14 protein-coding genes are annotated in these 23,552 nt (G+C 69.9%); 7 read left to right on the plus strand and 7 right to left on the minus strand.

Going from position 1 to position 23,552, the window contains the following annotated elements:
• Nucleotides 1-168: 168 nt before the first annotated feature.
• The 4 genes from glgB to JR064_RS19930 all read right to left on the minus strand — a co-directional run bounded on the left by glgB (nucleotide 169) and on the right by JR064_RS19930 (nucleotide 11,699).
• Nucleotides 169-2,355, minus strand: a complete 2,187-nt coding sequence (glgB, locus tag JR064_RS19915; RefSeq protein ID WP_206230874.1) for a 1,4-alpha-glucan branching protein GlgB — start codon at nucleotides 2,353-2,355, stop codon at nucleotides 169-171.
• The gene (gene treS / locus JR064_RS19920) at nucleotides 2,352-5,711 is read right to left on the minus strand and encodes a maltose alpha-D-glucosyltransferase (protein WP_206230875.1); all 3,360 of its coding nucleotides are present in this window, start codon (nucleotides 5,709-5,711) and stop codon (nucleotides 2,352-2,354) included. Before treS ends, glgB begins: the two co-directional genes overlap by 4 nt.
• Complete coding sequence (locus tag JR064_RS19925; RefSeq protein ID WP_206230876.1) at nucleotides 5,708-8,839, minus strand: maltotransferase domain-containing protein; 3,132 nt, start codon at nucleotides 8,837-8,839, stop codon at nucleotides 5,708-5,710. The genes treS and JR064_RS19925 overlap by 4 nt, the downstream gene beginning before the upstream one ends.
• 496 nt (nucleotides 8,840-9,335) lie before the next feature.
• The gene (locus JR064_RS19930) at nucleotides 9,336-11,699 is read right to left on the minus strand and encodes a GH92 family glycosyl hydrolase (protein WP_206230877.1); all 2,364 of its coding nucleotides are present in this window, start codon (nucleotides 11,697-11,699) and stop codon (nucleotides 9,336-9,338) included.
• 133 nt (nucleotides 11,700-11,832) lie between these two features.
• On the opposite strand from JR064_RS19930, the gene JR064_RS19935 reads away from it, so the two are divergent.
• The 3 genes from JR064_RS19935 (at nucleotide 11,833) to JR064_RS19945 (ending at nucleotide 15,561) form a co-directional block, all read left to right on the plus strand.
• Complete coding sequence (locus JR064_RS19935; protein ID WP_191825144.1) at nucleotides 11,833-12,882, plus strand: LacI family DNA-binding transcriptional regulator; 1,050 nt, start codon at nucleotides 11,833-11,835, stop codon at nucleotides 12,880-12,882.
• Complete coding sequence (locus JR064_RS19940; RefSeq protein WP_179567662.1) at nucleotides 12,879-14,183, plus strand: sugar MFS transporter; 1,305 nt, start codon at nucleotides 12,879-12,881, stop codon at nucleotides 14,181-14,183. Before JR064_RS19935 ends, JR064_RS19940 begins: the two co-directional genes overlap by 4 nt.
• A gap of 91 nt (nucleotides 14,184-14,274) precedes the next feature.
• The gene (locus JR064_RS19945; protein WP_206230878.1) at nucleotides 14,275-15,561 is read left to right on the plus strand and encodes an AGE family epimerase/isomerase; all 1,287 of its coding nucleotides are present in this window, start codon (nucleotides 14,275-14,277) and stop codon (nucleotides 15,559-15,561) included.
• Nucleotides 15,562-15,788: 227 nt separating this feature from the next.
• Here JR064_RS19945 and rpoD read toward each other — a convergent pair whose 3' ends face one another.
• Together rpoD and dtd are read right to left on the minus strand one after the other, a co-directional pair.
• Nucleotides 15,789-17,648: an RNA polymerase sigma factor RpoD gene (rpoD, locus tag JR064_RS19950; RefSeq protein ID WP_206230879.1), complete on the minus strand. Its 1,860-nt coding sequence runs from the start codon at nucleotides 17,646-17,648 to the stop codon at nucleotides 15,789-15,791.
• Nucleotides 17,649-17,759: 111 nt separating this feature from the next.
• Nucleotides 17,760-18,200: a D-aminoacyl-tRNA deacylase gene (dtd, locus tag JR064_RS19955; protein WP_206230880.1), complete on the minus strand. Its 441-nt coding sequence runs from the start codon at nucleotides 18,198-18,200 to the stop codon at nucleotides 17,760-17,762.
• A 200-nt stretch (nucleotides 18,201-18,400) separates the two neighbouring features.
• Here dtd and JR064_RS19960 point away from each other — a divergent pair, with 200 nt between their 5' ends.
• A complete protein-coding gene (locus tag JR064_RS19960; RefSeq protein ID WP_206230881.1) occupies nucleotides 18,401-19,315 on the plus strand; it encodes a lauroyl acyltransferase in 915 nt (304 codons plus the stop codon).
• Nucleotides 19,316-19,340: 25 nt separating this feature from the next.
• On the opposite strand, the gene JR064_RS19965 is transcribed toward JR064_RS19960, so the two are convergent.
• Nucleotides 19,341-19,862, minus strand: coding sequence for a GNAT family N-acetyltransferase (locus tag JR064_RS19965; protein ID WP_206230882.1), 522 nt, complete (start codon nucleotides 19,860-19,862; stop codon nucleotides 19,341-19,343).
• 310 nt (nucleotides 19,863-20,172) lie between these two features.
• Between JR064_RS19965 and ribA the strand changes: the two genes are divergently transcribed.
• From ribA to JR064_RS19980, 3 genes are all read left to right on the plus strand, one after another.
• Nucleotides 20,173-21,294, plus strand: coding sequence for a GTP cyclohydrolase II RibA (gene ribA, locus JR064_RS19970; RefSeq protein WP_179567674.1), 1,122 nt, complete (start codon nucleotides 20,173-20,175; stop codon nucleotides 21,292-21,294).
• Between the two features lie 181 nt (nucleotides 21,295-21,475).
• Nucleotides 21,476-22,024, plus strand: a complete 549-nt coding sequence (locus JR064_RS19975) for a PH domain-containing protein (protein WP_206230883.1) — start codon at nucleotides 21,476-21,478, stop codon at nucleotides 22,022-22,024.
• A complete protein-coding gene (locus JR064_RS19980) occupies nucleotides 22,021-23,535 on the plus strand; it encodes a PH domain-containing protein (protein WP_206230884.1) in 1,515 nt (504 codons plus the stop codon). Before JR064_RS19975 ends, JR064_RS19980 begins: the two co-directional genes overlap by 4 nt.
• The last annotated feature ends 17 nt before the right edge of the window (nucleotides 23,536-23,552 follow it).

The following is a 23,552-nucleotide window of genomic DNA, read 5'->3' on the forward strand; positions in this document are numbered from 1 at the left end:
CCCTTGATTGGGATGCCCCCGGCAATCCGCAATGGAAGAGCATCAGCTCTGATGGTGAGCCGGGAACGCCCGTCGGGACTGAAGTCCCTCCCACAACAGCCTGCTTTTCCACAACAGCGCCGCATCGACGGCCGATGCGACGCCGCTAGCCGCGGAAGCTCCCTCCCCTTAATCCTCCAACCCCAACACCAGCACCCCCAGCGGCGGGATGGTCAGCGACAGCGAGGCCGGGTGGCCATGGGCGCCGACGTTCTCGGTGCGCACGCTGCCGCCGTTGCCGGTGTTGCTGCCGCCGTAGATCTCGGCGTCGGAGTTCAGCAGTTCGCGCCAGCGGCCGCCGCGGGGCACGCCGATGCGGTAGCCGTGGTGCACCAGCGGGGTGAGGTTGGCCACCACCAGCAGCGGGGCGTCGCTGCCCTGGGCGGTGCGCAGGTAGGCGAACAGGCTGTTGCCGGCGTCGTCGCCGATGACCCAGGCGAAGCCGTCGGGGGTGTCGTCGCGGGCGTGCAGCGCGGGGTGTTCGGCGTACAGGCGGTTGAGGTCGCGGACCAGGCGCTGGATGCCGCGGTGGCGTGGGTCGTCGAGCAGGTGCCAGGGCAGCGCGGCGTCGTGGTTCCACTCGGTGGGCTGGGCGATTTCGCAGCCCATGAACAGCAGCTTGCGCCCGGGGTGGGTGTACATGTAGCCCAGGTAGGCGCGCAGGTTGGCGAAGCGCTGCCAGTCGTCGCCGGGCATGCGCCCGAGCAGGGAGCGTTTGCCGTGCACCACTTCGTCGTGGGAGATCGGCAGCATGAAGCGCTCGGAATACGCGTAGACCATGCTGAAGGTCAGTTCGCCGTGGTGGTAGCGGCGGTAGATGGGGTCCAGTTCGATGTAGTGCAGGCTGTCGTGCATCCAGCCCATGTTCCACTTGTAGTTGAAGCCCAGGCCGCCGTGCGCGAGATCGGCGGTGACGCCCGGCCAGGCGGTGGATTCCTCGGCGATGGTGATGGCGCCCGGGGCGTGTTCGGCCACGACCTGGTTGAGCCGGCGCAGGAAGGCGATGGTCTCGTAGTTCTCGCGGCCGCCGTGGATGTTGGGCACCCACTCGCCGGCATCGCGGCTGTAGTCGCGGTAGAGCATGGAGGCCACGGCGTCCACGCGCAGGCCGTCGACGTGGTAGCGCTGCAGGAATTCCAGGGCGCTGGCGATCAGGAAGCCGGAGACTTCGCGCCGGCCGTGGTTGTAGATGAGCGTGTTCCAGTCGCGGTGGAAGCCTTCGCGCGGGTCGGCGTGTTCGTACAGCGAGGTGCCGTCGAAATGGGCCAGGCCGTGGGCGTCGGTGGGGAAATGCGCCGGCACCCAGTCGACGATGACGCCGATGTCCTCGCGGTGGCAGCGGTCGACGAAGCGGGCGAAGCCGTCGGGCGAGCCGAAGCGCGCGGTGGGCGCGAACAGGCCCAGCGGCTGGTAGCCCCAGGAGCCGCCGAACGGGTGCTCGGTGACCGGCATCAGTTCGATATGGGTGAAGCCCATGTCGGCGACATAGGGAATCAGGCGGTCGGCCAGCGCATCCCAGTCGAGCATGCTGCCGTCGTCGGCATGCATCCACGAGCCGGCGTGGATCTCGTACACGCTCAATGGCGCGTTCGGGCTGTGGCGTCGCGCGCGCGACGCCATCCAGGCCTCGTCGCGCCACTGGTACGGGGTGGGATCGGCCACGATCGAGGCGGTGCCGGGCGCCAGTTCGGCGCTGCGCGCGACCGGGTCGGCCTTGGCCGGCAGGTCTTCGCCGCGCGGGCCGCGCAGGGCGTACTTGTAGTGCGCGCCCACGTCGACGCCGGGCACGAACAGTTCCCACACACCGGCCTGGTGGCGCAGCCGCATCGGGTGGCGGCGCGCGTCCCAGCTGTTGAAATCGCCGATCACCGCGGCGCGCGTGGCGTTCGGCGCCCACACCGCGAAACGGGTGCCGCGCACGCCATCGACCTCGACCGCGTTGGCGCCCAGCGCATCGGCCAGCTGCAGATGGTGGCCTTCGCTGATCAGGTGCAGGTCGAAATCGCTGAGCTGCGGGCCGAACGCGTAGGCGTCCTCGGTGACCTGCTCGCCGCCGGGCCAGCGGATGCGCAGGCGGTAGCGGCCGTCGTCGGGCAGCGGCGCGGAGAAGAAACCGGGGCTGGGGCCTTCCTGCAGCGGCACCTCGCGGCCGTCTTCGAGCAATGCCGCCACGGCTTCGGCGCCGGGCAGGTAGCTGCGCAGCACGCGCGTGTCGCCGATGCGGTGCGCACCGAGCACGGCGAACGGGTCGCCGTGGCGGGCATTGGCGAACGCGCGCAGCGTCGCCTCGTCCCAGGTGTGGCCGACATCACTCATCGCATCGCCTCCTGTGGCGCGGGAAAGCGGTCGAGTATGCGCAGCAGTCCCTGTATCGGCACCATGATCCAGGCCGGGCGGTTGGCGGCCTCGTAGCGAATTTCATAACTGGCCTTCTCGATCAGGAACAACAGGGTGGTGGTCTCGAAGGCGGCTGGCGCCACCCACGGATGCGGGCTGGCGTCGAGCACCTGGCGGTAGGCGGCCAGGAAGGTGGCGCTGGCGCGGCTGCGGAACGCGGACAGGAAGGCGTCCAGCGCGGTGTCCAGGCCGACGCCGGCGCGTGCGGCGGTGCCTTCTTCGCCCCGTGCCGACACTTCGCTGGCGTAGTCGAGCGAGCGCAGGAAGCCGGCCACGTCGTGCAGCGGGCTGGCCTTGGCGCGGCGTTCGTCCAGGGACCTGGCCGGTTCGCCTTCGAAGTCGATCAGCACAACGTCGTCGAACGCGACCAGGATCTGGCCGAGGTGGAAATCGCCATGCACGCGGGTCAGCAGCGCGCCGTCGAGCAGGGCCGGGGCCTGTTGCAACCAGGCGTCCAGGCGCGGACGTTCGGCCAGCAACGCGTCCATCGCGGCGCGCTCGGCGCCATCCTCGCTGCCGTCGCGATGCGCGGACAACGTGTCCCACATCGCCTGCACTTCGTGCTCCACACCCGCAACCACCTGCCGTGCGGCTGCGGCATCCACCGGCTGCGGCGCGAACGCGGCGGCATCGGTCGGCTGGGCCAGCACGTCGTGCAGCTCGGCCAGGCGCCGGCCGACGACGGCGGCGAAGGCGTCGTAGCCGGCCACGCTCTCGTCGCGCGCGGCCTCGTCCTGGGCGGCGGCGTATTCCTCGGCGCCGCGCGCCAGATGATCCAGGGTCCAGCGCCAGGCGTCGCCCTGGTTGCGCACGAAGCCCTGCAGCAAGGCCAAGGTGGTTTCCACGCCCTGCGCATCGACGCGGGTGACGTGGCCGAACAAGGGTGCGGCGTTGGCGTAGCCGATCTCGGTCAGGCGCGCGCCGAGTTCGATCTCTGGGTTGGCACCGGCGGAAACGCGGCGCAGCAGCTTGAACACTGCCTTGTCGCCGACGATCAGCGAGCTGTTGCTCTGCTCGGCCGACAGCCAGCGGATCTCGGCGTCGTCGGCGATCTCGACCGCGGCCAGTGCCGGCGTCGGGCAGAAGCGGATCTGTTCCGGCGCGGCATCGGCGCCGGCATGGGTCTCGCCCTCGACCGACAGCACCGCGCCCTCGCGCAATGCGGCAAGCGTGGTGCGGGTCAGCGATTTCAGCGCGAAGCCGTCGGTGAGGTAGCCGACTTCGCGGCCGTGCCGCACCCGTGCCAGCGCCAGCTGTTCGGCCAGCACGCTGGGCTGCTCGCGGTCCCAGACGATGCCCAGCGGCAGCATGTAGCGCTCGTATTCGCCATGCTCCAGCTCCGCTTCGATCTCCAGCATGGTCAACGCGTCGGTGCCGGGCAGCGGGGTGCGGCGGGCGATGCGCACGCTGCGCAGCGCGCGGTCCTTGGCCGCGAACCAGCGCCGCGTGGACAGCCATGCCGGCAGGATGTCGCGCTCCAGTGTGCCCAGGTGCGGCAGCAGCGCATCGGCATCGACCGCGCCGCGCAGCACCAGGGTCTGGTAGTCGGGCAGCGGCATCGGTGCGGGCACGTGCCAGTCCGGCAGCGTGGCGTTGCCGACCAGCTGGAACGCGTAGAAGCCGAACGCCGGCACGGTGAGCAGGTAGGTCAGGCGCCCGATCGGCGGGAAGCTGCCGCCGCCGATGATGTCCACCGGCACCCGGCCTTCGAACTCGGATAGGTCCAGCTCCACCGCCTGCAGCGTGTGCGAGAGGTTGGCCACGCACAGCACGGTCTCGTCCTCGTGGCAGCGCAGGTAGGCGAGCAGGCGGCGGTTGCCCGGATACAGGAAGCGCAGCGTGCCGCGGCCGAAGGCGCGGTAGCGCTTGCGCACCGACAGGATGCGCCGGGTCCAGGTCAGCAGCGAATGCTGGTCGCGCTGCTGCGCTTCGACGTTGACCGCCTGGAAGCCGTACAGCGGATCCATGATCGGCGGCAGCACCAGCGCGGCCGGGTCGGCGCGCGAGAAGCCGCCGTTGCGGTCGATCGACCACTGCATCGGCGTGCGCACGCCGTCGCGGTCGCCGAGGTGGATGTTGTCGCCCATGCCGATCTCGTCGCCGTAGTACAGCACCGGCGTGCCGGGCATGCTCAGCAGCAAGGAGGTCATCAGTTCGATGCGGCGGCGGTCGCGCTCCAGCAGCGGCGCCAGGCGCCGGCGGATGCCCAGGTTGATGCGCGCGCGGCGGTCGGCGGCGTAGGTCTGCCACAGGTAGTCGCGCTCGGAGTCGGTGACCATTTCCAGGGTCAGCTCGTCGTGGTTGCGCAGGAAGATCGCCCACTGGCAGCTCTCCGGGATTTCCGGGGTCTGGCGCATGATGTCGGTGATCGGGAAACGGTCTTCGCGCGCGATGGCCATGTACATGCGCGGCATCAGCGGGAAATGGAACGCCATGTGGCATTCGTCGGCGTTCTCGCCGAAGTACTGCTGGGTGTCTTCCGGCCACATGTTGGCCTCGGCCAGCAGCATGCGGTCCGGATACTCGGCGTCCAGCGTGGCGCGGATGCGGCGCAGGATGGCGTGGGTCTCGGGCAGGTTCTCGTTGGAGGTGCCGTCGCGCTCGATCAGGTACGGCACCGCGTCCAGGCGCAGCCCGTCCACACCCAGGTCGAGCCAGAAGCGCATCACTTCCAGCACCGCTTCCAGCACGGCCGGGTTGTCGAAGTTCAGGTCCGGCTGGTGCGAGTAGAAGCGATGCCAGAAGTACTGCCCGGCGACCGGGTCCCAGGTCCAGTTGGAGTTCTCGGTATCGCAGAAGATGATGCGGGTGCCGGCGTAGTCCTGGTCGCTGTCGGACCACACGTAGAAGTCGCGCTCCGGCGAACCGGCCGGCGCGTTGCGCGCGCGCTGGAACCAGGCATGCTGGTCGGAGGTGTGGTTGATCACCAGCTCGGTGACGATGCGGATGCCGCGCGCGTGCGCTTGCGCGACCAGCCGTTCGAAGTCGGCGATGCTGCCGTAGTCCGGATGCACCGCCATGTATTCGGCGATGTCGTAGCCGTCGTCGCGGCGCGGACTGGGATAGAACGGCAGCAGCCAGATGGTGTCCACGCCGAGATCGGCGATGTAGTCGAGCTTGGAGATCAGGCCGGGGAAATCGCCGATGCCGTCGTCGTTGGAGTCGAAGAACGACTTCACGTGCACCTGGTAGATGATCGCGTCCTTGTACCAGAGCGCGTCGCGCACCAGCGGGCTTGCCTCGCTGTCGGCGGACAATGGAACTGCAGCATTCATGAAGTGGCTCCGGCGCGGATACGCCATAGGGAAAACGGCCGCGACGGATCGAGGCGAATGGTTTGCTGCTTGCCGTGCCAGGCGAAGGCATGGCCGTCCCACAGGTCCTGCACGGCGACGCTGGCGTGGTCGGGCAGGCCCAGTTCCCACAGCGGCACTTCGATCTGCGCTTCCTGCGCGGCATGCGGGTCCAGGCTGATCGCCACCAGCACCAGGCTGCGGCTGCGCGCCAGATGCGCTTCATCGAGGAACTTGCCGAAGTACAGCACCTGGTCGTTATGCGCGAGATAGAAGCGCGTGCCCAGGTGCGACTGCAGTTCCGGGTGCTGGCGGCGCAGCAGGTTCAGGCGGGTGATCTCGTCGACGATGTCGCCGGGCGCGCGCTCGGGCCACACGCGCAGCTGGTACTTCTCCGAATCCAGGTATTCCTCCTTGCCCGGCGCCAGCGGCGTGGCCTCGCACAACTCGAAGCCCTGGTACATGCCCCACAGGCCAGACAGCGTGGTCGCCAGCGCGGCGCGGATCAGGTGGCCGCCGCGGCCGCTCTGCTGCAGGAACACCGGGTTGATGTCCGGCGTGTTGACGAAGAAATGCGGTCGGAAGCATTCGCGCGGAATGCCGGTGTTGAGTTCTTCGATGTAGGCCTGCAGCTCGGCCTTGTGCTGGCGCCAGGTGAAGTAGGTGTAGGACTGCGAGAAGCCGACCTTGGCCAGCCGGTACATCGGCTTGGGCCGGGTGAAGGCTTCGGACAGGAACACCACCTGCGGATGGCGGCCGCGCACTTCGGCGATCAGCCATTCCCAGAACGGGAACGGTTTGGTGTGCGGGTTGTCGACCCGGAACAGGTTGGCGCCTTCGTTGACCCAGAACAGCACCGCGTCGCGCAACGCGTTCCACAGTTCGGGCACCGCGCCGCTGGCGTAGAAATCGACGTTGACGATGTCCTGGTATTTCTTCGGCGGATTCTCCGCGTACGGGATCGAACCGTCGGCGCGCCAGGTGAACCAGTCCGGATGCTCGCGCAGCCACGGATGGTCCGGCGCGCACTGGATCGCGAAATCCAGCGCCAGTTCCAGGCCCTGCGCGGCGGCCGCGGCGCGCAGCCGGCGGAAGCCGTCCAGCCCGCCAAGTTCGGCGTGGACCTCGGTGTGCCCGCCTTCGGCCGAGCCGATCGCGTATGGGCTGCCGGGTTCGCCGGGTTGCGCGGTGACCGCGTTGTTGCGGCCCTTGCGGTTCTTCTCGCCGATCGGATGGATCGGCGGCATGTACAGCACGTCGAAGCCCATCGCGCGGATATGCGGCAGGCGCTTGATGACGTCGTCGAAGGTGCCGTGGCGCGCGAGGTCGCCGCTCTGCGACCGCGGGAACAGCTCGTACCAGCTGGAGAAATGCGCGCCGCGGCGCTCGGCCTCGACGCGGAAGGTCATCGGGTATTCGGTGCGGAACGGCTTGTCGTCGGCGCGCGCCATCGCTTCGGCGGTGCCGGGTTCCAGCAGGATCTCCGCGCGCGCAGCGGGATCCTCGCTGCGGGTGATCCGGGCGAGGATCGCCTTCAGCCTTGAGTTCAAGGCGCCACGGCTGCGCGCGCGTGCCGCCTCGACCTGAGCCAGCGCTTCCTGCACGTCCACCGGCAGCAGCGTGCCGGCGGCGCGCTTCTTTTCCAGGTCGGCATGGGTGGTGGCGAAGATGTCGCGCCAGGCTTCGATGCGGAATTCGTAACGGCCCAACCGCTCCAGCGGGAACTCGCCGCGCCAGCGGTCGTTGCCCAGCGCGCGCATCGGCGCAGTGGACCAGGTGCGTGCGTCGGCGGCGCGCCACAGCAATGCCACCGCGATGCGGTCGTGGCCGTCGCAGAACGCGTCGGCTTCCACGCAGATGCGGTCGCCGACGGTGCGCTTGACCGGGAAGCGGCCGTCGTCCACCGAGGGCGTCACCGCTTCGATGCAGATCCGCGCCGCAGCGGCGGCGACATCGGCCGGCGTGCGGGCGCGGGCGGCGGCCAGCACCGGACGCGCCGGCACGCTGCGATAGACGCGCACTTCGCCCGCTTCCAGGGTGCCGCCCTGGTCGCCCTGGATCGGCTCGCCCTGATCGCTGAGCAAGCTTTCGCTGTCGCCGAGCAGGCGCAGCAGCGCCGATCCAGGTACCGGCAGCAGATGGTCGCGGTCGCTGTTGAGCAGCACCAGCCACGGCGCGGCGCCGAGCGGTTCCACCGCGATTGCGGTCAGCGCGCCGTCGCGCAGCAATGGGCGCAAGCGTAGATCTTGTCCGGCAGCGGCCGGGGTAGCCTGCGCGTCATCGGCATCGGTGTCGGCCGGCGCTGGCAAGGCGGTGAGTTCGGCGATCGCCCATGCATCGCCGAACGCGGATGCCAGGCGGGCGCGTTGCGCGCGCTGCAACGGCGGCTGCGCTTCGGACGGCGCATCGGGATCGATGGTGGCGACGACGCGACGCGCCAGGCTGCGCAGCGCCACGTCTTCGTCGAAGAACCAGCTGCCGCGTCCGTCCCACCAGGCCAGCGACGAGAACGCCGCATCGAAGCCGGCGCCCTGCAGCCCGCGCAAGGACTCCAGGCCCAGGCCAGGCGTCCAGGCCACGAATTTCGCGTCGGGCACGTCCGCCTGCACATCGGCGATCAAGCTGCGCCACAGCGTGGCCGGCACGCGCTGCGGCTGCAGCACGCGGAATCCGGCCACGCCGCTGCGCAGCCAGTCGCGCACACGCACGCTCCACCACTGCGCCAGTCCCGCGCCCTCTTCGGCGTAGGCGAAGCGGCCCTGGGCGATTTCCGGCGTACCGCGCTGCGTGCGCGGATCCGGCAGCGCCGAGGTGCGCGCGCGGAACCAGTGCGGATGTTGCTGCAGCAGGCCGCTGCCGCCGCCGATCTCGTCGATGCGCAGATCGACCAACAGGTTCAGGCCGTGCTTCTGCGCCAGCGCCAGCCACTGCTGCAGCTGTGCGACGCCGGCGGCATCGTCGCTGGCCGGGTCCGTCAGCCGCCCTTGCGGGTCCTGCGCGAACGGATTGGGCAGTACGACATGATCGCAACCATTGGCCTGCGCGGCGGCCATGGCCGTCTCCAGCGTGGCCGCGTCGTGCGTAAGGGGGGACAGCAGGCAGACATGCATTCGGATATCCCGTTCGGCGTAATGAGGAGTGCACAATCCAGACCGCAGCGATCGCCATCGGCGGCACGGATCGGCCGTCGCACAAGACGGAGACGGAATGCACCTGCACGATGTGCCGCATCCGCAATCGGATTCGACGCCGGGGCGCCAATGCCGCTCGATGCCATGCGACTGGCCCCACAAGACCACAGGGGATGCCAATGGAATGTGTTCATGGCATTAAATAAACGCATACGCCGGCTGGCCGCGGACGCTCGCCAAGCGGCCGTGCGCAGCGCGCGCGGCTCCGCGGCGCGGGGTTTGCGCAGGAATCTTCACTGCGGGCGCGGCGCTGCCGACGCCTTGGCGTCATCGTCCGTTCACGCGCTTACGACGGCTTGCAGACGCGGGCGGGCATCTTCGCCAAGCGCGAAGACGCGGGCGTGACGCTGGTTGCCGCCATGTTTCGGGGAGATCGGCGTCGCGGCGACCGCTGCCGCGACGATACAGCGCTCGCCTATTCGCTCATCGAATAGGCGCGCTCGGCCGCGCCCGCAGCCCAGGTCTTGTTCGGCTCCGCCTGCAGGGTGAAGCGCAGCTCGCCGCCGGCCATGATCTCCTCGTGGCGCAGGAACGCGCGGTCCAGCGGGCGGCCGTTGAGGGTGACGCTGCCGATGTACGGATGCGCGTCGTCCAGGCCCTCGGCGACCACGCTGAAGCGCTTGCCGTTAGGCAGCGCCAGGGTGGCGTGCGGCAGGAACGGGCGGCCGATGATGTATTGGTTGCTGGCCGGCGCCACCGGGTAGAAGCCCAGCGCGGTGAACACGTACCAGGCCGACATCTGCCCCAGGTCGTCGTTGCCGGCCAGGCCGTCGGGACGCGCCGCGTACTGGCTGCGCATGATCTGCTGCAGCCGCGCCTGGGTGCGCCACGGCTGCCCGGCGTACGCATACAGATAGGCGACGTGGTGGCTGGGTTCGTTGCCGTGCGCGTACCAGCCGATCAGCCCGGTGATGTCTTCCATGTGTTCGAACACCTTGGGATCGACCTTGGCCTCGAACACCTGGTCCAGCCGTGCCAGCAGCTTGTCTTCGCCGCCGTGCGCGCGGGCCAGGCCGGCCACGTCCTGCGGCACGTACCAGGAATACTGCCAGGCATTGCCTTCGGTGTAGTCGCTGCCGTAGCCGCTGGCGCTGGGATCGAACGGTTCGCGGAAGCTGCCGTCGCGCTTGCGCGCGCGCATGAAGCCGGTGCTGGCGTCGAAGGCGTGCTGCCAGTTGCCGGCGCGCTTGCCGAATTCGCTGGCCACCTCGCTGCGCCCCATCGCCTGCGCCATGCGTGCGATGGTCCAGTCGTCGAACGCGTACTCCAGGGTCTTGGACGCGGCCTCGCCTTCCTCGTCGATCGGCACGTAGCCCAGTTCGCGGTACTGGGCGATACCGTCGTACGGGCCGTAGTCGGCGCTGGCGACCATCGCCTCCAGCGCGGCGTTGGTGTCGTAGCCGCGGATGCCCTTCATGTAGGCGTCGGCGATCACCGGCACGGCGTGGTAGCCGATCATGCACCAGGTTTCCAGGCCCTGGAACGACCACACCGGCAGCACGCCATACGGGCTGTTTTTGCGATGCGCGAGCAGCGAGTTGACGATGTCGTTGGTGCGTTGCGGCGGCTGCACCAGGGTCAGCAAGGGGTGCAGCGCGCGGTAGGTGTCCCACAGCGAGAACGTGGAGTAGTTGGTGTAGCCCTGCGCCTGGTGCACGGCGTTGTCCGGCCCGCGATAGCGGCCGTCGCTGTCCATGAACAGCGTGGGGCCGAGCAGGCTGTGGTACAGCGCGGTGTAGAACTGGGTGCGCTGCTGCGGCGGCGCGTCCACCTCCACCGCGCCCAAGGCCTGCGCCCACTGCGCGCGCGCGGCGCGGCGCACGCCGTCGAAGTCCCAGCCCGGCACCTCGGCGTCGAGGTTGGCGATGGCGCTGTCCTCGCTGACCGGCGAGATCGACACCTTCACCAGCAGCGGTTCGCGCGTGGCCTGGCCGAAGTCGAAGCTGGCCACCAGCTGGCGGCCTTCGATCTGCGCGCGCTGCGTGGGGTCGGTGTCGCCCGGCGGCGGGAAGCCCCTGTACGGGATGTCCTGCTCGGTGTTGTGCAAGGCATGGCCGCGCAGCGGCTGCGAGAAGCGCAGCGCGAAGTACAGCTGCCGCCCCGGCGCCCAGCCGCGCGTCTCGCGGAAGCCGGTGACGGTACCGTCGGCGCGCACGCGCAGCCGCGACCAGCTGATCTTGCCCGGGTAGTCGTACATGCTGGTGCGCAGGTCCAGCAGCACGTGCGCCGGCTGGCCCTTGGGGAAGGTGTAGCGGTGCACGCCGGCGCGCGCGCTGGCGGTGAGTTCGGCGCGCACCTTGTAGTCGTCCAGGGTCACCGCGTAGTAGCCGGGCTCGGCGCGTTCGTCGTCGTGGCGGAAGCGCGAGCTGTAGCCGCTGCCGGGTGTGTCCGGATCGCCGCGCTCCAGCCGCACCGCGCCGCTGATCGGCATCAACAGCACGTCGCCCAGGTCGGAATGGCCGGTGCCGGAGAAGTGCGTGTGCGAGAAGCCGACCAGGCTGCGGTCGTCGTAGCGGTAGCCGGCGGCCCAGCCGTAGGCGTCCTTGCGCGGCTGGATGCGCGTGTCCGGGCTCAGCTGGACCATGCCGAACGGCACCGTGGCGCCGGGATAGGTGTGGCCTTCGCCGCCGGTGCCGATGAACGGGTCCACCGCGGCGACGGCGCGCTCGCCGGGGCTGGCGGCACTGGCCAAGGCCTGCTTGGTGGCGGCGTGCGCCGCCGGCCAGACGGCGGCGAGCAGCAGCGCGACGGCCGCGCGCTGAGTCCAGGTGTTGGGCATTGCGTCTTTCCCCGGTCGAATCGGTCCAAGAAACGGATACCACAAAAGCCGTCCTGCATTTTGCTGCACTGCAAAATGCGCAGCGGATCACGACGGCGCAGGATGGGCGGCCTTTTGAACCGGTCTAATCGCCGTGCCGTCGTCCCCCGCCGACAAACGCGTCACCGTGTCCGACATCGCCGCCGCCTGCGGCGTGTCGCGGGCGACCGTGTCGCTGGTGCTGCGCAACAGCCCGCTGGTGCATGCGGACACGCGCGCGCGGGTGGCGGCGGAGATCGCGCGGCAGGGCTACGTGTACCACCGCGGCGCGGCCAGCCTGCGCGGGCGCGCCTCCAATGCGGTGGCGCTGGTGGTCAACGACCTGGCCAATCCGTTCTTCGCCGAATTCGCCGGCGGGGTGGACGCGGCGCTGGCCGAGGCCGGCTACGTGATGCTGATGGGCAGCACCGGCGAATCGCCGGAGCGCCAGCACAGCGTGCTGGCCTCGCTGATCGAACACCAGCCGGCGGCGCTGATCCTGTCGCCGACCGAGAACACTGACGCGGCGCGGCTGCGCCAGTTGCTCGGCACGCGGCTGCCGGTGCTGCTGTTCAACCGCGCGCTGGACGGCGACTGGCCGCTGCTGGCGCTGGACAACCGCCGCGGCGCACGCCTGGCCACCGAGCACCTGCTGGCGCTGGGCCACCGCGCGATCGCGTTCTTCGGCGGCCACCGCCAGTCCAGTTCCTGCGCCGAACGCCGCGCCGGCTACCGCGACGCGCTGGCCGCCGCCGGCATCGCCGCCGACCCGGCCTGGCTGATCGAATGCGCGCCGACCCGGCTGGACGCCGCGCGCCAGGCCGGCGCGCTGTGCGTGCGCGATCCCTTGCCGACCGCGCTGGTCTGCTACAACGACGTGGTCGCGCTGGGCCTGGCCAGCGGCCTGGCCGAACGCGGCCGCCACGCCGGCCGCGACTACGCGCTGATCGGCTTCGACGACATCGCCGAAGCCGCCGTCGCCACCCCGCCGCTGTCCACCGTCGCGGTCGCCCCGCGCGAACGCGGCATGCAGGCCGCGCAGCTGGTGCTGGACGCGCTGCGCCAGCAACGGTCACTGCCTGCCCTTACCATCGCCCCGTCCCGGCTGTGCCTGCGTGCCAGCAGCCGGGTCGCCCTATCGCCCGTCCCCGGAGTCGCTGCATGAGCCGTCGTCCGCTGTCCAACACTGCCGCCATCGCGGTGGTCAGCATGATCTTCTTCACCTGGGGCGGGTTGACCAGCCTCAACGATGTGCTGATCCCGCATCTGAAAGCCGTGTTCCAGATGAACTACGCGCAGTCGATGCTGATCCAGTTCACCTTCTTCGGCGCGTACTTCCTGATGTCGCTGCCGGCCGGTGCGGTGGTGGCGCGAACCGGCTACAAGGCCAGCATCGTGATCGGCCTGGTGGTCGCGGCGATCGGCGCGGCGATGTTCTATCCGGCGGCGCGGCTGCCGTCGTATCCGCTGTTCCTGACCGCGCTGTTCGTGCTGGCCAGCGGCATCACCCTGCTGCAGGTGGCGGCCAATCCGTACATCAGCCTGATCGGCGAACCGAGCAAGGCGCCGAGCCGGCTCAACTTCGCGCAGGCGCTGAATTCGCTGGGCACCACGGTGTTCCCGCTACTGATCGGTCCGCTGATCCTGGCCACCGCGGTGCTGTCGGCCGACAAGATCGCCGCGATGAGCGCGCTCGAACAGGCGGCCTATCGCGGCGCGCAGGCGCAATCGGTACAGGTGCCATACCTGTTGCTGGCCGGCGGCCTGTTGCTGCTGGCGGTGTTCGTGCTGGTGATGCGCATTCCCTCGCTGCGCGAAGACGACGCCGGCAGCGCCGAGTCGCATCACAGCTTCGGCGATGCGCTGCGCCAGTCGCACCTGCTATGGGGCGTGGTGGCGATCTTCATGTACGTCGGCGCGGAAGTGTCGATCGGCAGCTTCCTGATCAACTACATCTCCGGCCCGACCACCGGCGGCCTGACCGAAGCCACCGCCAGCCGCTACCTGGCGTTCTACTGGGGCGGCGCGATGGTCGGCCGCTTCGCCGGCGCCGCGCTGCTGCAGGTGATCCCGGCGCGCAAGCTGCTGGCCGCGTTCGCCGGCGTCGCCTCGCTGCTGCTGATCGTGACCATGATCAGCACCGGCCACGTGGCGATGTGGAGCGTGATCGCGATCGGCCTGTTCAACTCGATCATGTTCCCGACCATCTTCACCGTGGCCATCGAGCGCCTGGGCCCGCTGACCAGCAAGGCCTCGAGCCTGCTGATCATGGGCATCGTCGGCGGCGCGCTGGTGCCGCTGGCGCAGGGCGCGCTGGCCGACGTGGTCGGCATCCAGCACGCCTTCGTGATCCCGCTGCTGTGCTACGCCTATATCCTCTGGTACGGCCTGCGCGGCTCGCGGCTGTCGGCCAATCTGCCGGCCGAGGCGCCTGGCGCCAAGCCGGTGGCGCGCGCGATGCATTGATGCGCGAAACGGGCGCGGCGGCGCGTTGCCGTCGCGCCCTGCGCGTGCCCGTCCCTCCCCTTCCCCCACTCACATGGCTCCTAGCGACCGCATGAACCTGCCTGCCACGCCCCTGCCCGACTTCGCCGATGCCGCCGTGCTGCGCGCGCATATCGCCGACACCATGGCCTTCTACCATCCGCGCGCGATCGATCCGGCCGGCGGCTTCTTCCACTATTTCCGCGACGACGGCAGCGTGTACGACGCCGGTCACCGTCACCTGGTCAGCAGCACCCGCTTCGTCTTCAACTACGCGATGGCGGCGAACGAATTCGCCGATTCGCCGCTGGCCGCCGAGTACCTGGACGCCGCGCGCCACGGCCTGCGCTACCTGCGCGAGGTGCACCGCGATACCGCCAGCGGCGGCTACGTGTGGACCCTGCGCGACGGCGTCGCCGAGGACCGCACCCAGCACGCCTACGGCGCGGCCTTCGTGCTGCTGGCCTATTCCACCGCGAAGAAGGCCGGCCTCGACACCGACGCCTGGATGGACGAGACCTGGCAGTTGCTGGAAACCCGCTACTGGGACGCCGCCGCCGGCCTGTACCGCGACGAGGCCACGCCCGACTGGCAGTTCTCCAGCTACCGCGGGCAGAACGCCAACATGCACCTGTGCGAGGCGCTGATCGCCGCCTACGAGGCCAGCGCCGAGCCGCGCTACCTGCAGCGCGCGCTGCTGCTCGCCGACAACATCACCCGCCGCCAGGCCGCGCTGGCCGGCGGCCTGGTGTGGGAGCACTACGACGCGAACTGGCGGGTGGACTGGGACTACAACCGCGACAATCCCAAGCACCTGTTCCGGCCGTGGGGCTTCCAGCCCGGCCACCAGGTCGAATGGTCGAAGCTGCTGGTGCTGCTGCACGGCCATCTGCAGGCCGCCGAGGGCAGCGCGCCGGACTGGCTGCTGCCGACCGCGCGCCACCTGTTCGACACCGCGCTGGCGCACGGCTGGGACGCGCAGCACGGCGGCATCGTCTATGGCTTCGCCTCCGGCACCGAGGCCACGCCGGAAGTCGGCGTGCCAGACGTGGCGCGACACCCGACCTACTTCTGCGACGACGACAAGTATTTCTGGGTGCAGGCCGAAGCGATCGCCGCCGCCGCGCGGCTGCTGGCCGCCAGCGGCGATGCGTCCTACCGCAGCGCTTACGACACGTTGTGGACGTATTCGTGGGAGCACCTGGTCGACCACCGCTACGGCGCCTGGTTCCGCATCCTCAGCCGCGACAACCGCAGCTACAGCGACGAGAAGAGCCCGGCCGGCAAGACCGACTACCACACCATGGGCGCCTGCCACGATGTGCTGGCGGTGATGCGCAGCAGCCGGGCGTTCGCATAACGCGGATGCGGCATGCACAGGGGGCGCCGGCGATGCGGCGCCCCCTGCTCCCTGTAGGAGCGGCTTCAGCCGCGACAGGATGTTACCGGTGAGACCCGGTCGCGGCTGAAGCCGCTCCTACAGGGGGCGCACGCGGAGCCGTTCGATATGGCGAACGGCGCAGCTCTCCATCCACAAAAAAGCCCCGCACATGGCGGGGCTTTTTCGTTGCCGCGAACCACGCTCGATCAGTCGATATCGAGGAAGCTGCGCAGCTGCTCGGAACGGCTCGGGTGACGCAGCTTGCGCAACGCCTTGGCCTCTATCTGGCGGATGCGCTCGCGGGTGACATCGAACTGCTTGCCGACTTCCTCGAGGGTGTGGTCGGTGTTCATGTCGATGCCGAAGCGCATGCGCAGCACCTTGGCCTCGCGCGGGGTCAGCCCGGCGAGCACGTCGCGCACGGTCTCGGACAGGTTGATGTTGGTGGTGTTCTCGATCGGGGACTCCACGTTGGTGTCCTCGATGAAGTCGCCCAGATGCGAATCCTCGTCGTCGCCGATCGGGGTTTCCATCGAGATCGGCTCCTTGGCGATCTTCATCACCTTGCGGATCTTGTCCTCCGGCATGTCCATTTCCTTGGCCAGCTCCTCCGGCGTGGCCTCGCGACCGTACTGCTGGAGCATCTGCCGGGAAATGCGGTTCAACTTGTTGATCGTCTCGATCATGTGCACCGGGATACGGATGGTGCGCGCCTGATCGGCGATCGAACGGGTGATGGCCTGGCGGATCCACCAGGTCGCATACGTGGAGAACTTGTAGCCGCGGCGGTATTCGAACTTGTCCACCGCCTTCATCAGGCCGATGTTGCCTTCCTGGATCAGGTCGAGGAACTGCAGGCCGCGGTTGGTGTACTTCTTGGCGATCGAGATCACCAGGCGCAGGTTGGCCTCGACCATTTCCTTCTTGGCCTTGCGCGCCTTGGCTTCGCCATAGGCCATCGCGCGGCTGATTTCCTTCAGCTCGGTCAGGCTCAGGTAGGTCGCCTGCTCCACCGCCACGGTGGCTTCCTGCTCGGCGACGATCTGGTCCTTGACGTCGCGCAGCGCCGAGGACCACTTCTGCTTGCGCTTCAGTGCGTCGTCGACCCAGGCCACGTTGGTCTGGTTGCCTTCCCAGGAACGGATGAAGTCCTTGCGCGGCATGCGCGCCACGTGCGTGGCCAGGTGCAGCACGCGACGCTCGTGGTCCTTGACCTGGGCCATGGTGTCGCGCAGCTTGCGCACCAGCACGTCGGTCAGCGGCAGCGGCAGCTTCAAGGTGACGAACACCTCGGCGATGTCGGTGCGCAGCTTGGTGACCAGCTTGTGCTCGGCGCCGTTCTTGGCGTGCGCCTTCTTGAACTTGGCGTATTCGGTGGCCAGCACCTCCATGCGCCGCGCGACTTCGGCCGGGTCCGGACCGGTCGGGCCGGCCTCTTCCTCGGCGGCTTCGACTTCCTCGTCGTCGTCGTCGTCGCTGGCATCGGCGGCGCTGTCGTCGTCGCTGGCGACCACGACCGGCGCCGGCTCTTCCTCGATCAGGTCGTTGAAGCCGACCACGATCTCGGCCAGGCGCTTCTTGCCTTCCTTGTGCTGTTCGTAGTCCTCGATCAGGGTCTCCACCGCCAGCGGGAACGCGCCCAGCGCGGCCTGGACCTGGCTGAGGCCTTCCTCGATGCGCTTGGCGATGGCGATTTCGCCTTCGCGGGTCAGCAGCTCGACCGTGCCCATCTCGCGCATGTACATGCGCACCGGGTCGGTGGTGCGACCACCTTCGGTGTCGAGCGCGGTCAGCGCCGCGGCGGCTTCTTCGGCCGCGGTGTCGTCGACTTCGCGGTTGCCGGTGTTGCCGTCGTTGAGCAGCAGGGTCTCGGCGTCGGGAGCGACTTCATGGACGTCGATGCCCATGCCGTTGATCATGCTGATGATGTCTTCGATCTGCTCCGGATCGACAAGGTCGTCGGGCAGATGGTCATTGACTTCGGCGTAGGTCAGATAGCCCTGTTCCAGGCCCTTGCTGATCAGTAGCTTGATGTCGGATTGCTGGGCAGGACGTTCGTTGGCCATGAGTGCTCGCGCCACCGGCAGGTAGATGAATGAGTGAACCTAGCATTATAACAGCCCGGACCGCCGCTTGCCGGACAAGGAGCTGAATCGCTCCGCCAGGAGCGCCCCGGCCTAGGGCCGGAGCAGGAAAGTGACCGGGCCGTCGTTGACCAGGCTGACGATCATATGGGCACCGAAGCGCCCGCTTTCCACCCCGGGGGCGTGCCGTTCCCGGCAGATTTCCAGCAATCGGTTGAAGCCGCGTTCAGCCTCGGCCGGCGGCGCGGCGGTGGTGAAGCTGGGGCGCATCCCTGAGCCCGTGTCCGCGGCCAGGGTGAACTGGCTGACCAGCAGCAGGCCGCCGCCGGTGTCGCGCAGCGAGCGGTTCATGCGCCCATTGTCGTCGGCGAACACGCGGTAGCCGAGCAGGCGCTCGGCCATACGCTGGAACTTGGCCTCGTCGTCGCCAGGCTCCACCGCGACCAGCGCCAGCAGGCCGGGGCCGATCCGGCCGACCACCGCATCGTCGACGCGGACTTCGGCTTGGCTGACGCGCTGGATCAGGGAGAGCATGGGCTGGATTCGGGATTCGGGATTCGGGATTCGGAAGCATCAGGGTTCGGCGCGGCGCTGTCATCCCGCCGGCATCATCGCCGAGTCGCGGCGCTCGACGGAAGCCGCGATAGACCGCAAGCCGGCCGATCCGTGATGCCGATCGGGTCATCCGGGCGCAGTCGACCTGGCACGGCCGGCCGAGCGGATAAACTGGCGCGATGAAACCCGCAACGCTCGCCACCGTTCTGTACCGCTGCGCCGCCGCCGTGGCGCGCCTGCCCTGGCCGTGGCTGCGGCGCCTGGCCGACGGCCTGGCCGGCCTGTGGCTGCGCCTGGACGCGCGCGAAAGCCGGGTCACCCGCCGCAACCTGGAGCTGGCCTATCCGGAGTTGCTGCCGAGCGAGCGCATCGCGCTGCACCGCGACGTGCTGCGCTCCACCGCGCGACAGGCGTTCGAGACCCTGGTGCTGTGGACCCGGCCGCCGGCGCAGAACCTGGCGCGGCTGCGCCAGCGCCACGGCCAGGACCTGTACGACGCCGCGCTGGCGACGGGCCGCGGGGTGATCGTGGCGGCGCCGCACTTCGGCAACTGGGAACTGCTCAACCAGTGGCTGGCCTCGCGCGGCGACATCGCCATCGTCTACCGCGCGCCGGCCTCCGACGTCGGCGATGCCTTCCTGCAACTGGTGCGCAGCGGCGACAACGTGCGCCAGGTGCGCGCCGAAGGCCCTGCGGTGCGGCAGCTGTTCAAGGTGCTCAAGGACGGCGGCGCGGTCGGCATTCTTCCCGACCAGCAACCCAAGGCCGGCGACGGCGTGTTCGCGCCGTTCTTCGGCGTGCCGGCGCTGACCATGACCCTGGTCAACCGGCTGGCCGAACGCACCGGCGCGATCGTGCTGTTCGCGTGGTGCGAGCGGGTCGGCAACGACCTGGAGTTCGCGCTGCAGGTGCAGCCGGCGCCGGAGGCGATCGCCGACCCGGACCCGCTGCGCGCCGCGACCGCATTGAACGAGGGCGTGGAACGGGTGGCGCGCCGCGACCCGGCGCAGTACCAGTGGACCTACAAGCGCTACACGCTGCGTCCGGATCCGGCCGAAGCCAACCCCTACGCCACGGCCAGGCACCCGCACTAGCGGTGTCGCGCCTCCCGCGCAGCGGCTAGTCGTCGTGCGGGTCCGCCGGCGTGGCGAGGATGCGCTGGTAGAAGGCCAGATCCAGCCAGCGCCCGAACTTGAACCCGGCCTCGCGCACGGTGCCGGCATGCACGAACCCCAATTGCTCGTGCAGCGCGATGCTGCCGGCGTTGCTGGCGTCGATGCCGCCCACCAGCACGTGCACGCCGCGCACCTGCGCCGCCTCGACCAGGGCCAGCAGCAGGCGCCGCCCCAGGCCCTTGCCGCGATGGTCGCGGTGCACGTAGACCGAATGCTCGACGCTGTACTTGAACGCCGGCCAGGCGCGGAACGTGCCGTAACTGGCGAAACCGAGCAGGCTGCCGGCCGCATCCTCGACCCCGATCACCGGGAAACCGCCGGCGCGCTTGGCCGCGAACCAGCCGGCCATGCTCTCCGGCGGGCGCGGCCGGTAGTCGTACAGGGCGGTGGAATGGACGATGGCCTCGTTGAATATCTCCAGGATCGCGCCGGCATGGCGCTGTTCGGTGCATTCGACGAGGTGCATGCGCAGGTCCTGGAGAACGGGTCCGGCGTAGTAGAAATCAATCGGCCGCGCTTGAACATGCCCACCCCGCTTGCCGGGCGCTTGCGGCCGCGATTGCGTGAGTGACCGCGCGCCGGCCAGCGGTTGCATGCGCCGCATGGCGGCACGGCGCACAGTGCGTTCCATCCTGCGGATGCTGGCGGCGCGGCCAAACCACGCGACAATGGCCGCCCGGGCACGCCGCCCCACCCGCTCCCATGCGGCGCGACCGCGGCGCGCCGTCGCCGACCAGCCTTGAAGCGGCGCCGGAGATCCCCATTTGGAGTCGTGCATGACCAGCCCCGTCCCCACCTCCGCGCACCCCTTCGGCGATCCCGCCGCGATCCGCAGCGAGCGCGCGGCCTCGGAGCTGCGTGCCGGCCGCCCGGTGGTCATCGAGCACCATGGCCAGGCGCGCGCGGTGCTGGCGCTGGACAGCAGCACCGCGCAGTCCTACCTGAGCTTCGCCCAGGCGGCGGCGCAACGGCATTACCTGTTCCTGACCCCGACCCGCGCGCAGGTGCTGGGCCTGGCCGCGCCGCAGGGCGCGCGCATCGCCCTGGCCGGCCAGTCCTACGACGCGCTGGCGGCGCTGGCCTACCTGCGCGACGGCACGCTGCCGGCGCACTGGCTGCCGGGCGATGCGCTGGATGCCGGCGCGGTGGAGATCGCGCGCCTGGGCCTGCTGTTGCCGGCGATGATCGCGGTGGACCTGGGCGCGGACAGCAGCGCTTTCCAGGGCTGTCAGTCGCTGCAGCTGGACGACCTGGAACACGGCTGCGCGACCACCACCGCCGGCAGCTACGAACTGGTGACCCGCACGCAGGTGCCGCTGCGCGATCTCGGCAGCAGCGAATTCGTGGTGTTCCGCGGCGGCGTGGCGCAGCGCGACCAGGTCGCGATCGTGATCGGCCAGCCCGACCTGTCCGCGCCGGTGCCGGTGCGGGTGCACTCCTCCTGCCTCACCGGCGACCTGTTCGGCTCGCTGAAGTGCGACTGCGGCGACCAGCTGCGGCATGGCCTGGCCAAGCTCAAGGAGCTCGGCGGCGGCGTGCTGCTGTACCTGGACCAGGAAGGCCGCGGCACCGGCATCGCCACCAAGATGCGCGCCTATGGCTACCAGCACGACGGGCTGGACACCATCGACGCCGATGCGCAGCTGGGGTTCGGCGCCGACGAGCGCCGCTACGGCGGCGCGGTGGCGATGCTGCGCGGGCTCGGCATCCAGCGCGTGCGCCTGCTGACCAACAATCCCTCCAAGGCCGAGCGCCTGCGCGCGGCCGGCATCGAGGTGGTCGAACGCATCCCGATCACCGGCGCGATCACCGCCGAGAACGAGGGCTATCTGCGCACCAAGGCCGCCCGTGCCGGCCATGCGCTGGATGTGGACGCACTGATCCACGCCGCGCGCTGAGCCGCGCCGGCGCAGCACCGGCGGCGACGACAGCGGCGCACGCCGAACGACCGGGCGTGCTGCGGATAGGGTTTCCACGCCGCGCGCCCGCGCACGAAGCACGCCGGGCGCCGCCCGCGTTACGATCGGGACCTACGCGGCGCGCGTGCGCAGTGCCCGCCCATCGCTTCGAGAGCCCGCCGTGACCGCACCGCCGTCCCTGGACCCTTCCGCCGCCGCGCTTGGCGCCGACCCTCAGGCCGCCATCGCGTTCGCGCCTGCGGACGCCTGGCTGCCGCTGCCGCTGCGCGGTGCCTGGCTGGCCGCGCTCGGCGGCGGCTGCATCCTGGGCCTGTGCGTGCTGATCGGCGCGGCGATCTTCGGTTTCTCGCTGCACAGCCGCCAGGCCTTGCTCATCGGTGCCGGCGCCGCGGCGCTCGGCGCGCTGTTCGGCGCCTGCATCGGCTTCGTGCGCCATCGCCGGATCCGCTGGCGGCTGAACGCGCAGGGCCTGGACCTGCGCCGCGGGCGGCTGTGGCAGAGCGAAGTGCACGTTCCGATCTCGCGCGTGCAGCATCTGGACCTGCGCCGCGGCCCGCTGGAGCGCCTGGCGCGCCTGGCCACCCTGGTGGTGCACACCGCAGGTACCCGGCACAACGCGGTCGCCGTGCCCGGCCTGGACCAGGCCGACGCCGAGCGCCTGCGCGAACGCCTGGCGCACCAGCTCGACCACGACGACGACGCGCTGTGAGCGCCGCCCTGGACGCCGAGGACACCGCGGTCCGGCGCCTGCATCCGTGGTCGTGGCTGTTCGTGCTGCTGCAGCACCTCCGGCATTTCCTGCTGCCGCTGCTGGCGCTGCTGGTGTTCGGCGGGCGCGACGGCCGCAACGACCATGTTGACCAGCTGATGATGCTGCTGGTGGGCAGCGCGCTGATCGCGGTGTCGCTGCTGCGCTACCTCACCTACCAGTACCGCATCGGCCGCGACAGCCTGAGCATCCGCAGCGGCTGGCTGGAACGCAGCCTGCGCGAGATCCCGTTCGCGCGCATCCACAACGTGGTCGTGCACCAGTCGCTGCTGCATCGGCTGTTCGGCGTGGCCGAAGTGCGGCTGGAATCGGCCGGCGGGACCAAGCCGGAAGCGCAGATGCGGGTGCTGCGGCTGGACCAGGCGCTGGCGCTGGAGCGGCAGATCCGCCATCGCGCGCATGCCACCGAGACCGCGCCCGCGGCGGCGGACGCAGCGCCGGCTAGCGACGTGCTGTTGGCGCTGCCCACCTCGGAAGTGCTGCGCCAGGGGCTGATCTCCAACCGCGGCATGGTGGTGGTGATCACCGCGTTCGGCGCCACCTATCACCTGTTTCCCGAGCGCATGGTCTCCAATGCGATCGAGCACTACGGGCGGCAGTTGTTCGGCTATGCCAGCCACCTGCAACTGGGCTGGATGGCCGGCGCGGTCAGCGTGGCGCTGATGCTGGCGACGCTGCTGCTGGTCATGCGCGTGCTGTCGATGGCGCTGGCGCTGCTGCAGTACCACGGCTTCCGGCTCAGCGAGAGCGAGCGCCGGCTGACCGTGGAGCGCGGCCTGCTGACGCGGCTGCGCAGCAGCGTGGCGCGGCGCCGGATCCAGGCCTGGACGCTGCACGAAGGCGTGCTGCAACGCCTGCTGCGGCGGCGCAGCCTGCACATCGACACCGCGGTGATGGATGGGCACGGCGAGGAGGGCCGCGCGCTGAAGGAATTGGCGCCGCTGGCGACGCCGGCCGCGTGCGACGCGCTGCTGCACCGGCTGCTGCCGCAGATCGCGTGGCCGCCGCCGCACTGGCAGGGGATCGCCACGCGCTGCTGGTGGCGGTTATGCCTGCCGGCGCTATGCCTGGTGCCGCTGCTGTGCGCCGGCCTGTGGCGGCCGGTCGGCGCCTGGGCCGCGCTGGCGCTGCTGTGGCTGCCGTGGTCGGCGTTCAAGGCCTGGCGCCAGGCGCAACGCATGGGATATGCCGTGGACGCACGCTACGTGGCGGTGCGCGGCGGCTGGTGGACGCGCTGGTGGCGACTGGCCGAGATCGACAAGCTGCAGGCGCTGCAGCTGACCCGCTCGCCGCTGGACCGCTGCTGCGGCACCGCCACGCTGTGGCTGGACACCGCCGGCGCCCGCCATGGCGAGCCGCTGTTGCGGGTGCGTCTGCTGCCCGAGGCCGAAGCGCAGGCGCTGTACCTGCAACTGAGCCGCGCGCTGGCGCGGCGCCGGCTGCGCTGGTAGCGGCGAGCGCGGTACCC

This window comes from Xanthomonas bonasiae (assembly GCF_017163705.1).
Taxonomy (GTDB): domain Bacteria; phylum Pseudomonadota; class Gammaproteobacteria; order Xanthomonadales; family Xanthomonadaceae; genus Xanthomonas_A; species Xanthomonas_A bonasiae.

What these genes read in the sequence shown, in the direction of transcription:
- JR064_RS19940 (WP_179567662.1), top strand. Translation starts at nt 12,879, where the DNA reads ATGAGCCGTCGTCCGCTGTCCAACACTGCCGCCATCGCGGTGGTCAGC.
- JR064_RS19930 (WP_206230877.1), bottom strand. Translation starts at nt 11,699, where the DNA reads ATGCCCAACACCTGGACTCAGCGCGCGGCCGTCGCGCTGCTGCTCGCC.
- rpoD (WP_206230879.1), bottom strand. Translation starts at nt 17,648, where the DNA reads ATGGCCAACGAACGTCCTGCCCAGCAATCCGACATCAAGCTACTGATC.
- JR064_RS19960 (WP_206230881.1), top strand. Translation starts at nt 18,401, where the DNA reads ATGAAACCCGCAACGCTCGCCACCGTTCTGTACCGCTGCGCCGCCGCC.
- ribA (WP_179567674.1), top strand. Translation starts at nt 20,173, where the DNA reads ATGACCAGCCCCGTCCCCACCTCCGCGCACCCCTTCGGCGATCCCGCC.
- JR064_RS19925 (WP_206230876.1), bottom strand. Translation starts at nt 8,839, where the DNA reads ATGCATGTCTGCCTGCTGTCCCCCCTTACGCACGACGCGGCCACGCTG.
- JR064_RS19965 (WP_206230882.1), bottom strand. Translation starts at nt 19,862, where the DNA reads ATGCACCTCGTCGAATGCACCGAACAGCGCCATGCCGGCGCGATCCTG.
- treS (WP_206230875.1), bottom strand. Translation starts at nt 5,711, where the DNA reads ATGAATGCTGCAGTTCCATTGTCCGCCGACAGCGAGGCAAGCCCGCTG.
- dtd (WP_206230880.1), bottom strand. Translation starts at nt 18,200, where the DNA reads ATGCTCTCCCTGATCCAGCGCGTCAGCCAAGCCGAAGTCCGCGTCGAC.
- JR064_RS19945 (WP_206230878.1), top strand. Translation starts at nt 14,275, where the DNA reads ATGAACCTGCCTGCCACGCCCCTGCCCGACTTCGCCGATGCCGCCGTG.
- glgB (WP_206230874.1), bottom strand. Translation starts at nt 2,355, where the DNA reads ATGAGTGATGTCGGCCACACCTGGGACGAGGCGACGCTGCGCGCGTTC.